Source organism: Dermatophilus sp. B7861-1, from assembly GCF_058996045.1.
In genome coordinates this window covers 1,769,038-1,781,211 of sequence record NZ_CM180082.1, presented here as the reverse complement: position 1 = coordinate 1,781,211, position 12,174 = coordinate 1,769,038, and the positions used below count along the sequence as shown (strand labels likewise).

Genomic DNA, 12,174 nt, shown 5'->3' with positions numbered 1-12,174 from the left:
TTGTTCGCGTCGACTGTGCGGTTCTTGGGGCATCAGCCCTACGGGATCATGAAGGATGTTTTTCTGATTGGTTCTGTTGGTTTTTCGGTGGTTATAGCGTTGGGGAAACGCCCGGTTACATTCCGAACCCGGTAGCTAAGCCCTTCAGCGCCGATGGTACTGCACTGGGGACGGTGTGGGAGAGTAGGTCACCGCCGGAATATATGTGATGGAAAGGGTCTGGAACATTGTTCCAGGCCCTTTCCCCATACCCAAAAACACCACAACCAGCTAGGCCTATCCTCATCACTGGTAGCGTCGACGCTGCGAATTTATGAACAGAGGAGCAGGAACATGGCGGAAACATCCGGGTCATCGCGGTGGAAAAAACCTCGGCACAACAACCGTGGCCAAAACAACCAGAACAGTGCATCTGATAACGAACGCCGCTCCTACCGGAACCGTTACGACGACCGCCCTCGACGCAGCTACTCCAACGAGAACGACACCCGCTACCAAAGCGACAAAGAACAAAGCGGTCGACGCTACGAAAAGCAATCTGACCGCAACAGCCAAACACGCCGCAGTTACCGCGAGGACCGTAGCCGCGGTAACGAAAACCGCTCCGATTACTCCCCACGCGAAAAAGCACACCGCGATAACCGCAATAATTCAGTAAATCGCCAAGAACATGGCGAGTACCGCTCCTATGCGTCCCGAGACCGAGGAAACGCTGCACGCGTCAAGTACCGTTCCAGTGAAAACAACACCACACGAAACAGGGACGAAAACCCACGCATCTACCGCCGTACTGACGGCCAATCTGAATCACGCTGGTCCAGCCGCCGTAACGAACGCCAGAACGGCTTCAAACCCCGCGAAGAAAACCGCGAAAACTTCCGCCACAACGGAAAACCCGAACGAGGACCGCGACAAGACCGTAGTGACAACCGCGCATTCGATAACGAACGCCGCAACAGGCCATACGACCGACCCCAAAAAGTCGCACCTGAGCCTCGCATCGACGATGACGTCACCGGCAAAGAAATCGCCCCAGCAGTTCGCCGAGAACTCCGCACCCTCAGCAAAGACAACGCAGCAGGCGTAGCCCAACACCTCGTCATGATCGAACGCCTCCTCGAAACCAACCCTGAACAAGCCCGAGCCCACGCCGAACACATCGTCGGTCGCGCCGACCGCGTCCCCAGCGTCCGTGAAGCCCGAGGCCTCGTTGCATACCAAGAAGGCGACTGGAAAACCGCCCTCAAAGAATTCCGTACCGCTCAACGACTCTCCGGCAGCAACCACCTCCTGCCCTACATCGTCGACTGTGAACGCGGTACCGGACGACTCGAACGCGCACTCGACATCGCCCGCAGCCCCGAAGCCCAAAAACTCGATCAAGCAGAAAAAATAGAACTAGCCATCATCGTGGCCGGTATCCGTCGTGACCTCGGAGACCTCAAAGCCGCACTCGTACACCTACGCGGCCCCGAACTCGACCCCACCAAACGCCACCCCTGGTCAGGTCGACTCTTCTACGCCTACGCCGACATCCTCCAAACACTCGGACGCAGCGACGAAGCACGCGAATGGTTCGCTGCAGCAATCGACGCAGACGCACAACTAGGCACCGACGCAGCCGAACGCGTCGACGACATCGACGGCACAATCTTCATCGACACAGCAGACGAAACCATCGACGACGAAACAGACGAAACCACCCCCGAAAACACCGACAACAGCCAAGACCTCCTCAAAGAAAACGACACCCCCACCAAAAACACCCCACACCCAGAGGACTAACGGCAGCAACAACCACGAGGAAGGACCAACACAGATGAACACACTCATCGACAACTACACCGGTTTAATCTCTGACCTCGACGGTGTTGTCTACCGCGGAGCCCAAGCCGTACCCCACGCCGTCGCAGCACTCAACGCAGCCCACGACGCAGGAAAACGCATCGTCTACGCCACTAACAACGCGGCCCGAACCCCAACCCACATCGCAGAACACCTCACCGAACTTGGCATCAACCTCACCCCCCACGACGTCATCAATTCCTCCCAAGCAGGAGCCCGCCGCGTCGCCGAACTCGTACCACCCGGATCCCGCGTCCTAGCCATCGGCGGCCCCGGCGTCACCGAAGCCCTCCTCGAAAACGGACTCACCCCCGTCTACACCCCGGAACTCGAAAACGCCCAAAAAAACGCAACGACACACCAACCCCTCGCAGCCGTCCTCCAAGGCTACGGCCCTGACGTCTCCTGGCACGACCTCGCCCAAGCAGCCTTCGCCATCCAAGCCGGCGCCATCTGGGTAGCCACCAACACCGACTCCACCCTCCCCCTGGCACAAGGACTCGCCCCCGGGAACGGATCACTCGTCGGCGCAGTACGCAACGCCGTCGACACCGACCCCATCGCCGTCGGCAAACCCAACACCCCCCTCTACGAATACTCCGCCCAAGCACTCAACATGCCCCTGTCCAACGTCCTAGCCCTCGGAGACCGCCTCAACACCGACATCGCCGGAGCAACAAACACCGGCATCGACTGCCTCTACGTCACCACCGGCGTAAGCAACCCCGTCGACGTCGCCCTCGCCACCACAACCGAACGCCCCACACACCTAGCCATCGACCTACGCGCACTCAGCGAAAAATACACTCATCCCACCACAGAAACCGGCCCATCCAACACCGGCACTGCCACCACCTTCCACCGCGCCCGATGCGGCCAAGCCACCGCCACCTGGGACAACGGCCTCCACCTAGAAGAAACAGGCAGCGCCAACGAACGCCTCCGCGCATTCATCGCCACCACATGGTCAGCCATCGACGCCGGAGAACACATCACTCCCACCGACCTCACCCCAGCCCTCGACTGGATCGAACGCGCCAAATGAGCACCCCCACCCCCGGGGACACCCCCGGGCACAGCGCCGTCACAATCCGCGAAACAGCCACCACCTTCGCCAACTCCGACCCCACCGACCTCACCACCACCCTCCAACACGGCCACCACCTCGCCGAACAACTAGAAAACGCACTAGACACCCACACATGAGACTCGACGCCCACCTCGTCACCCACAAACTCGCCCGATCACGCGGCCATGCCCGCGAACTCATCAACGCCGGAGCCGTCACCATCGACGACACCACCATCACCCGCCCCTCATACCCCGTAAAACCAACCGACAACATCAAAGTCACCACAACCGACACCTGGGTCAGCCGAGCAGCACACAAACTCCTCGGCGCACTCAACCACTTCACCACCCCCACCCAACAACCACTCTCCACCATCATCCCCGGCACCCGATGCCTCGACCTGGGCGCCTGCACCGGCGGATTCACCCAAGTCCTCCTCACCCACGGTGCAGCCCACGTCACCGCCATCGACGTCGGACACAACCAACTCGCCACCTGCCTACGCAACGACCCCCGCGTTCACAACATCGAAGGGCTCAACGTCCGCCACCTCACCCCCACACAACTCGGCAACCCCTACGACATCATCGTCGGCGACCTCAGCTTCATCTCACTACGCCACATCCTCCCCACCATCACCAACCACCTCACCCCCACCGGCCTAGCTATCCTCCTGGTCAAACCCCAATTCGAAGTAGGCCGCGAACGACTCGGCAAAAAAGGCCTCGTCCGCGACCCACACCTACGCCAAAACGCCCTGCGCGAAGTACTCCACCACGGCATCAACGCCGGCCTCACCCCACTCGACACCACCACCTCACCCATTCAAGGCACCAACGGCAACATCGAGTACCTAGTCTTATGGGAGAAAACCCACACCACCTCACCCCAACCCAACATCGACAACCTCAGCACCTGCACCTGACCCTGCACGAAGGACCGACATGACACGACGCATCCTGCTCGCCCCCCACGGCCGACGCACGGACATGCACCAACTCGTGGGCGTCATCGCAAAACAACTAGCCGCCCACAACATCGAATGCGTCATGTCACCCGACACCTACCAACAACACGACGACAAACCCAACCTCACCCCCGCCGACCACACCAACCCCGCCAACGGGTGCGAACTCGTTCTCGTCCTCGGCGGCGACGGCACCATCCTGCGCGCAGCACACTGGGCACACACCGCCGACATCCCCCTCATCGGCATCAACTACGGCCACGTCGGATTCCTCGCCGAAGCAGAACCCAACAACCTCGCCACCACCATCGACCGAATCGCCACCGGTAACTACCACATCCACCCCCGCATGACCCTCGCCATCGAAGTATGGAACGGCGACCAACTCATCGACACCGACTGGGCCCTCAACGAAGTCACCGTCGAAAAAGCTTCCCGCGCCCGCATGATCCAAACCATCATCGAAATCGACGACCGTCCCCTATCTACATGGGGATGTGACGGCGTCATCCTCGCCACCCCCACCGGATCAACCGCCTACGCATTCTCCAGCGGAGGCCCCGTTGTCTGGCCCGACGCCGACTCCATCCTCATCGTCCCCATTGCAGCCCACGCACTCTTCGCCCGTCCCATGGTCGTCTCACCCACCTCCGTCGTTGCCGTCGAACTATCCGGACACGACATGGGAGCAGCCATCCTCGTCAGCGACGGATGCCGCTCTACCGACCTGCCTCCCCACTCCCGCATCGTCATCCGCCGAGGCGAAAAACCCGTCCACCTCGCCAAACTCGACAACGAACCCTTCACAGACCGAATCGTCCACAAATTCCACCTGCCCGTACGCGGATGGCGCGGCGCAGGACCCACCGAAGAACGCTGAAACCCAACCCTGTCACCACCGCAACCTAGGGTGAACACATGCTCGACCGCATCCGCATCCGCGACCTCGGAGTCATCGACGACGCAGAAGTCGACCTCGCACCAGGTCTCAACGTCCTCACTGGCGAAACTGGCGCAGGAAAAACCATGGTGGTCAGCGGACTCAACCTCCTCTTGGGAGCCCGCGGAGACGCCGCAGTCGTACGCACCAACGCCACCACAGCCTGGGTCGAAGGCATCATCAACATCGATACCACCCACCCCATCCGCGACCGCATCCGTGACGCCGGCGGCGACGCCGACGACGACATCATCATCGCCCGCGCCATCACCAACGCAGGACGCTCCCGCGCCCACGCCGGCGGTCGCTCCGTCCCTGTGGGCATGCTCGCCGAAATCGGACACAAACTCGTCGCCGTCCACGGACAAACCGACCAATGGCGACTCAAAAAAACCGACCAACACCGCGAAATGCTCGACGCCATCGGCGGGCCCAAACTCGCCGCAGCACTCGCCGAATACACCCACTGGTACCAACGACTCACCGAACTACACACAGAACTCGAACGCGTCCGAGAACTAGAACGCAACCGCCACCTCGAAACACAAATGCTCCTCACCGGGCTCGAAGAAATCGAACACACCGACCCCCAACCCGGCGAAGACGAAAAACTCCGCGAAGAAGACGAACGACTCACCCACGCAGAAGAACTACGACGCAGCGCCGCCACCGCACACGCAGCACTCGCCGGAGACGACATCAATGACACCGGCAGCATTGAAACCACTCTCGCCCACGCCCGCAACGAACTCGCTACCGCAGCCATCCACGACCCAGCCCTACGCGAATTCGAAAACAGAACAGCCGAACTCGGATACCTCGCCGCCGAACTCGCCACCGACCTATCCGCCTACCTCACCGATCTAGACATCGACCCAGCCCGACTCGAACACGTGCAACAACGCAGAGCCGAACTCAACCGGCTCACCCGTACCTACGGCCAGACCATCGACGACGTACTTACATGGGCGAAAAACGCAGCCGCCCGCCTAGCCGAACTCGAAGGTGCCCAAGCACGCCTGAGCGAAATAGAAACCGAGACCACCCACGCCCGCACACAAGCGGCTCAAGCTGCACGGACCCTCCACGAAATCCGCCTCGCCACCGCAGCCACCCTCGGCACCGAAGCCACCAACGAACTCGCCCACCTCTCCATGGGCAAAGCCACCCTCACCGTCGACATCCACACCACCCCAGACCCCCACGGACTCGACCTAGGCGAAGAACACCCCACCCCACTGGCCTACACCCCCCACGGCGTAGACACCGTCGAAATCAAACTCGCACCCAACCCCGGAGCCCCCGCACGATCCGTTGCCAAAGCAGCCTCTGGCGGAGAACTCTCCCGCGTCATGCTCGCACTCGAAGTCGTCACCGGACGACGCTCAGCAGAAGATAACACCGCCATCGCCACATTCGTCTTCGACGAAGTCGACGCAGGCATCGGCGGCCGCGCCGCCCTCGACGTTGGCGCCAGACTCGCCGCCCTGGCCGAACACGCACAAGTCATCGTCGTCACCCACCTCGCCCAAGTCGCAGCCTTCGCCGACCGACACCTCGTCGTCCGTAAATCCGACGACGGCGCCATCACCAGCTCCGGAGTAGAAATCGTCACCGGAGACAATCAACTACGCGAACTCGCCCGAATGATGGCCGGCACTGACTCACCCACCGCACTCCAACACGCCGCCGAACTACGAACCCAAACCGAGAACATCCGGCAACGACACAGCGCCTAACCCCACCCCAACAACATCACAGCCCCAACACCTGCGCAGCCTCAGCCGAACTATCACGCAAAAACACACGACACCGCTGCTCTTCATCACCCTCACCAAGAGCCGAAGCAGCTAACGCCAACGCAGCCAACGAACGCAAAAAACCTCGATTCGGCTCATGTGACCACGGCACCGGACCAGCCCCACGCCACCCAGCTCGACGCAACGCATCTAACCCACGGTGATACCCCACCCGTGCAAACGCATACGCCTGCACAAACTCACCACACGCCAACGACTGCTCCGCCAAAGCAGCCCACGCAGCCAAACACAACGGATCCGCAGCTGCCACCACCTGAGCATCCTCACCAGCAACCAAACGCTCAACCGAAGAATCCACCGGCAACAAAGTTGGCTCTGGCCCCAGCAAATTCTTCCGAACCTCGTGCTCACCCATAAAAAAACTCCTCAATCACAACGAAGAAAACCGACAAGCAAAAACAACCACGCCAACCCTAATGCGACACAGCCAACGCAACCCCCACAACAACCCACCCCAAAAACAACCCCCTACAACCACACCTAACCCCACCCCAGTACAAACATCAACGGAAACAGCACACCCCCACCATGCGATAAGCTCGAAGTCCGTGGTCAATACAAAACACATCTTCGTCACCGGAGGAGTCGCCTCCTCACTCGGCAAAGGCCTCACCGCATCCAGCCTCGGACTACTCCTACGCGGCCGCGGCCTCGCAGTGACAATGCAAAAGCTCGACCCCTACCTCAACGTAGACCCCGGCACCATGAACCCCTTCCAACACGGAGAGGTGTTCGTCACCGAGGACGGAGCAGAAACCGACCTCGACATCGGCCACTACGAACGCTTCCTTGACACCCCCCTGTCCGCCCAAGCCAACGTCACCACCGGCCAGGTCTACAGCAGCGTCATCGCCAAAGAACGCCGCGGCGAATACCTCGGCGACACTGTGCAAGTCATCCCGCACATCACCAACGAAATCGCCGCCCGCATGCGGGAACAAGCCCACACCACCCCCGCACCAGACATCATCATCACCGAAATCGGCGGCACCGTCGGCGACATCGAATCACAACCATTCCTCGAAGCAGCACGCCAAGTCCGCCAACAACTTGGCCGCGACAACGTCTTCTTCCTCCACGTCTCCCTCGTGCCCTACCTGGCACCCAGCGGAGAACTCAAAACCAAACCCACCCAACACTCCGTCGCCGCCCTACGCGCCGCAGGCATCCAACCCGACGCCATCGTCCTACGCGCCGACCGCGACATCCCCGCCGAGATGAAGCGCAAAATCGCCGCCGCCACCGACATCGACCTCGAAGGCACCATCTCCTGCAAAGACGCCCCATCCATCTACGACATCCCCAAAGTCCTCCACAGCGAAGGACTCGACGCCTACATGATCAGACGCCTCGGACTGCCCTTCCGTGACGTCGACTGGACCGGATGGGACCGCCTCCTCGAACGCGTCCACCGACCAGCACACCGCGTCGAAATCGCACTCGTCGGCAAATACATAGACCTCCCCGACGCCTACCTCTCCGTCACCGAAGCACTACGCGCCGGCGGTTTCGCCAACGACACCCGCGTCAAAATCCGCTGGGTCGCCTCCGACACATGCGAAACCCCAGAAGGTGCACAAGAAGCCCTCGAAGGAAGCGATGCCATCCTCGTCCCCGGAGGCTTCGGCATCCGAGGCATCGAAGGAAAACTCGGCGCACTGCGCTGGGCACGCGAAAACCGCATCCCCACACTCGGGATCTGCCTAGGCCTCCAAGCCATGGTCATCGAATACGCCCGCAACGTCGCCGGAATCGACAACGCCAGCAGCAGCGAATTCGACCCCCAAACCAGCGAACCCGTCATCGCCACCATGGCTGAACAGAAACAATTCATCGACGGCGCCGGAGACATGGGCGGCACTATGCGCCTAGGCGCATACCCCGCCACCCTCGAAGCCGACAGCCTCGCCGCCACCACCTACAAAACCCAACACGTCACCGAACGCCACCGCCACCGCTACGAAGTAAACAACGCCTACCGAGCCCAACTCGAAGAAGCCGGACTGCGCTTCTCAGGACTCTCACCCGACGGAAACCTCGTCGAATTCGTCGAACTGCCCACCGACCAACACCCCTACTACATTTCCACCCAAGCCCACCCCGAATTCCTTTCCCGACCCAACCGCGCACACCCTCTCTTCAGCGGACTCGTCGCAGCAGCACTCAACCACCAAAACCAAGCTGCACCCGCCGACTCCCGCGAAAAATAAACACCCCAGCGGCGGGTGGTACCCAACCACCCGCCGCCCAAAACACCCCAAAACCAGTCACAACAGCGACCAGAAGCATTAAGCACCAACAGAAGACACTGCTAGCGTGCGATGCTGTGACCCCACAAAAACCAGCCCAACAGCACCAGCCACACACCCCGCTACCCGGCGAACGACTACGCCGAGCAGGGCGAGTCATCACCCTCACCGCCCTGCTACTACTGCTGACATCAGGACTGGGAATCGGATACGCCCTCCTACAGATCAACGACGATCACATCAACGAACTGGTCAACGAAAAAAGCGCCCACATCACACAAGGGCATGCAGAGATAACACATGGTGGGCGACAAATTATCCTCGCCGAAAAACACGAAACCACCTGCACAGTCCACTCCTCATCCGGCTCACCCATCCCCGTCAACCCAGGCAAATCACACGTCAAAGGAGACGGAAAAAGCCACTTCGGAATCGGAGCCTTCGAAGCACCCGCAGGCACCTACGACATCACCTGCACCCCAAACAAAGGAGTCGTCATACTCCCAGAAGCAGCAATGGAATCCCTCAAAACCGCCGGAACCATCGCCGCTGTTTCAGTCGTAGGAATCCTCGTATTCACAATGATCGCTCTCAGCGGGGCAGTGCTATGGGCCAGTGGCGCCCGAAGCCGCGCAAAAGCAATAGCCGCCAACCAACAGCCCACATACCGTTAAACACAGCAACAAAACACAAAAACACCACCAGATTTAAAAGCGCCAAACAGCACGGGGTTTCGCCCCCACCGCGCCCCCACAGGCCGCTACCGTGAACCCTGCCGACACAACAAAACACCCCCCGCACGAAACGGAGCAGCCACATGTCGCTCGAGGCACCCCTCCTCTCGACCGACCAACTTTTCGACGAATACGGACAAAAAGACGTCGATAGCCTCATGACCATCGCCGACGGAGCCGTCTTCGGATTCGATCGAGCCCGCGTCGACCTAGGCCCCACCGGTGGCCTCGTCACCCGCGAATACCTCACCCACCCAGGGGCAGTCGCCGTCCTCGCCCTACGCACCACCTGCGCCGGCAACGACCAAATACTCCTCATCAAGCAATACCGACACGCCGTGGGAATTCACGAATGGGAACTACCCGCAGGCCTACTCGATAACGACGACGAACCCCCCGCCGAAGCAGCAGCCCGCGAACTCGAAGAAGAAGCAGACATCCGCGCCGCAACCTGGCACACCCTGACCCAATTCGCACCCAGCGCAGGGGCAAGCACCGAAACCATCCGCATCTACCTCGCCCGCGACTTCACCGACGTACCCAGCGACCAACGCTATGAACGATGCGGCGAAGAAGCAGACATCCGCACCGCCTGGGTCGACCTGGACACACTCTACGAAGCAGTCATCGCCGGACAACTCGCAAACGCCCCACTCATTATTGGGGTCCTCACCGCCCACGCCGCCCGCGAACGAGACTGGAAGACCCTGCAACCCGCAGACGCGCCCTTCCCGCTCCATCCCGCACACCGCGACTTATAACACCCCAAATAACCCACAATCAATGTGGTACGGACCACACCTGCCACTAGTGTGGAACGAACGACTCCCACCACGAGTCCACACAATGATCCTCGCGCAGCAGCACCAATGGGGCGCGTAGATCCACCGCAGTACCTGGTGCACAATCGCCTACAGCGACTCCGCGCGATGTATCGACATGACAACCCTGGAGGCGCGCATGACGAAGATGTACATCGACGGACAATGGCGTGACGCCCACGACGGCGCCACCCGAGACATCACCTGCCCTGCAGACAACACCCACGTCACCACCGTCGCAGAAGGCAACACAGCCGACGCCCACGACGCAATCCGCGCCGCACGCAAAGCATTCGACAACGGACCCTGGCCCACAACCCCAGCACCAGAACGCGCCGCCCTCCTGCGCACAGTCGCCGACCTACTCACCGCCGAATCAGACGACGTCGCCCGCCTCGAAGCCCTCGACACCGGAAAACGCTTCGTCGAATGCCAAATCGACGTCACCGACATCATCAACGTCTTCCGCCACTTCGCCAGCCTCGCCCAAGAAAACGCAGGCCGCGTCGTCGACCCCGGCACCCCCAACGTCTCCAGCCGCATCGTCCACGAACCCATTGGCGTCTGCGCACTCATCACTCCCTGGAACTACCCCCTGCTCCAAACCTCCTGGAAAGTAGCCCCCGCCCTCGCCGCTGGGAACACCTTCATTCTCAAACCCAGCGAGCTGACCCCCTCCACCAGCATCTGGCTCATGAACGCCCTCGAACGCGCCGGACTACCCGCCGGTGTCGCCAACCTCGTTCTCGGCCCCGGAGCAACCGTCGGCCAAGCCCTCACCGAATCCCCAGACGTCGACCTCGTCTCCTTCACCGGCGGGCTAGCCACCGGCACCAACATCATGCGCACCGCCGCAGACACCGTGAAAAACATCGCCCTCGAACTCGGTGGCAAAAACCCCAACGTCATCTTCGCCGACGCCAACATCGACGCCGCCATCGACAACGCCCTCACCGCAGTATTCCTCGACTCTGGCCAAGTCTGCTCCGCAGGCGCACGCCTCATCGTCGAAGAAACAATCCACGACCGCGTCGTCGACGAACTCGTCCGCCGAGCCAGCGAAATCCGCATGGGCGGCCCCTTCGACCCCGACGCCGAAACCGGCCCCCTCATCTCCGCCACCCACCGCGACAAAGTCGAAAAATACGTAGCCAACGCCCTCGAAGAAGGCGCCACCCTCCGTGTCGGCGGCCAACGCCCCGGCGGCGACCTCGAAAAGGGTTACTACTACCCACCCACCATCCTCGACAACTGCCACACCTCCATGCGCTGCGTCCAAGAAGAATCCTTCGGACCCGTGCTCACCGTCGAAACCTTCACCGGCCAAACAGACGAAGAAAAAGAACGCAACGCACTCACCATTGCCAACGACACCATCTACGGCCTCGCCGGAGCTGTCTGGACCGAAAACGCAGGCCGCGCAGAACGCCTCGCCCGCGGACTGCGCCACGGAACTATCTGGATCAACGACTACCACCCCTACGTCGCACAAGCCGAATGGGGCGGCTACAAACGCTCCGGAATCGGCCGCGAACTCGGCCACCACGGCCTAGGCGAATACCAAGAAACCAAACACATCTGGCACAACACCAGCCCCGCCCGCGCCGGCTGGTTCAACGACAGCCAAGCCTGAACCACCCCCAAGGAGGCGCGCACACCCCTGCGCGCCCCCACACCCATGCCCACACGGGCACACGAGGACGAAGAAAAGACGAAGGAGAAAAAC

The 12,174-nt window shown here is 61.1% G+C and carries 11 protein-coding genes and 1 rRNA gene; 11 read left to right on the top strand and 1 reads right to left on the bottom strand.

The features are described 5' to 3' along the window. The first annotated feature begins 83 nt into the window (after nt 1–83). The 7 genes from rrf to recN all read left to right on the top strand — a co-directional run bounded on the left by rrf (nt 84) and on the right by recN (nt 6,563). Nucleotides 84–200 (top strand): 5S ribosomal RNA (rrf, locus tag AC2T9U_RS07875). A 133-nt stretch (nt 201–333) separates the two neighbouring features. Further along, nucleotides 334–1,785, top strand: coding sequence for a tetratricopeptide repeat protein (locus tag AC2T9U_RS07870; RefSeq protein ID WP_493695739.1), 1,452 nt, complete (start codon nt 334–336; stop codon nt 1,783–1,785). A 34-nt stretch (nt 1,786–1,819) separates the two neighbouring features. Further along, nucleotides 1,820–2,890 carry an HAD-IIA family hydrolase gene (locus AC2T9U_RS07865; RefSeq protein WP_493695738.1) on the top strand — a complete coding sequence of 357 codons (1,071 nt, stop codon included), beginning with the start codon at nt 1,820–1,822 and terminating at the stop codon, nt 2,888–2,890. Beyond that, the gene (locus AC2T9U_RS07860; RefSeq protein WP_208303156.1) at nt 2,887–3,051 is read left to right on the top strand and encodes a hypothetical protein; all 165 of its coding nucleotides are present in this window, start codon (nt 2,887–2,889) and stop codon (nt 3,049–3,051) included. Before AC2T9U_RS07865 ends, AC2T9U_RS07860 begins: the two co-directional genes overlap by 4 nt. Beyond that, on the top strand, nt 3,048–3,842 hold the full coding sequence (locus AC2T9U_RS07855) for a TlyA family RNA methyltransferase (protein ID WP_493695737.1): 795 nt from the start codon (nt 3,048–3,050) through the stop codon (nt 3,840–3,842). The genes AC2T9U_RS07860 and AC2T9U_RS07855 overlap by 4 nt, the downstream gene beginning before the upstream one ends. A 19-nt stretch (nt 3,843–3,861) precedes the next feature. Continuing rightward, entirely contained in the window at nt 3,862–4,764 is a 903-nt protein-coding gene (locus tag AC2T9U_RS07850) for an NAD kinase (RefSeq protein ID WP_493695736.1), read from the top strand. A gap of 38 nt (nt 4,765–4,802) precedes the next feature. Further along, nucleotides 4,803–6,563 (top strand): DNA repair protein RecN, encoded by a 1,761-nt coding sequence (gene recN / locus AC2T9U_RS07845; protein WP_493695735.1) that lies wholly within the window; start codon nt 4,803–4,805, stop codon nt 6,561–6,563. A 16-nt stretch (nt 6,564–6,579) separates the two neighbouring features. On the opposite strand, the gene AC2T9U_RS07840 is transcribed toward recN, so the two are convergent. Continuing rightward, the gene (locus AC2T9U_RS07840) at nt 6,580–6,999 is read right to left on the bottom strand and encodes a DUF3151 domain-containing protein (RefSeq protein ID WP_493695734.1); all 420 of its coding nucleotides are present in this window, start codon (nt 6,997–6,999) and stop codon (nt 6,580–6,582) included. 193 nt (nt 7,000–7,192) lie between these two features. On the opposite strand from AC2T9U_RS07840, the gene pyrG reads away from it, so the two are divergent. The 4 genes from pyrG to AC2T9U_RS07820 all read left to right on the top strand — a co-directional run bounded on the left by pyrG (nt 7,193) and on the right by AC2T9U_RS07820 (nt 12,081). Beyond that, nucleotides 7,193–8,854, top strand: coding sequence for a CTP synthase (gene pyrG / locus AC2T9U_RS07835; protein ID WP_493695733.1), 1,662 nt, complete (start codon nt 7,193–7,195; stop codon nt 8,852–8,854). Nucleotides 8,855–8,970: 116 nt separating this feature from the next. Continuing rightward, nucleotides 8,971–9,567 (top strand): hypothetical protein, encoded by a 597-nt coding sequence (locus AC2T9U_RS07830; protein WP_493695732.1) that lies wholly within the window; start codon nt 8,971–8,973, stop codon nt 9,565–9,567. A gap of 143 nt (nt 9,568–9,710) precedes the next feature. Further along, nucleotides 9,711–10,388 (top strand): NUDIX domain-containing protein, encoded by a 678-nt coding sequence (locus tag AC2T9U_RS07825; RefSeq protein WP_493695731.1) that lies wholly within the window; start codon nt 9,711–9,713, stop codon nt 10,386–10,388. Between the two features lie 199 nt (nt 10,389–10,587). Continuing rightward, on the top strand, nt 10,588–12,081 hold the full coding sequence (locus AC2T9U_RS07820) for an aldehyde dehydrogenase family protein (protein WP_493696945.1): 1,494 nt from the start codon (nt 10,588–10,590) through the stop codon (nt 12,079–12,081). Nucleotides 12,082–12,174: the final 93 nt, after the last annotated feature.

Bases quoted from the DNA above. Each gene is read 5' to 3' on its own strand.
- AC2T9U_RS07870 (WP_493695739.1), top strand. From the start codon at position 334: ATGGCGGAAACATCCGGGTCATCGCGGTGGAAAAAACCTCGGCACAAC.
- AC2T9U_RS07860 (WP_208303156.1), top strand. From the start codon at position 2,887: ATGAGCACCCCCACCCCCGGGGACACCCCCGGGCACAGCGCCGTCACA.
- AC2T9U_RS07855 (WP_493695737.1), top strand. From the start codon at position 3,048: ATGAGACTCGACGCCCACCTCGTCACCCACAAACTCGCCCGATCACGC.
- AC2T9U_RS07820 (WP_493696945.1), top strand. From the start codon at position 10,588: ATGACGAAGATGTACATCGACGGACAATGGCGTGACGCCCACGACGGC.
- recN (WP_493695735.1), top strand. From the start codon at position 4,803: ATGCTCGACCGCATCCGCATCCGCGACCTCGGAGTCATCGACGACGCA.
- AC2T9U_RS07850 (WP_493695736.1), top strand. From the start codon at position 3,862: ATGACACGACGCATCCTGCTCGCCCCCCACGGCCGACGCACGGACATG.
- AC2T9U_RS07840 (WP_493695734.1), bottom strand. From the start codon at position 6,999: ATGGGTGAGCACGAGGTTCGGAAGAATTTGCTGGGGCCAGAGCCAACT.
- AC2T9U_RS07865 (WP_493695738.1), top strand. From the start codon at position 1,820: ATGAACACACTCATCGACAACTACACCGGTTTAATCTCTGACCTCGAC.
- AC2T9U_RS07825 (WP_493695731.1), top strand. From the start codon at position 9,711: ATGTCGCTCGAGGCACCCCTCCTCTCGACCGACCAACTTTTCGACGAA.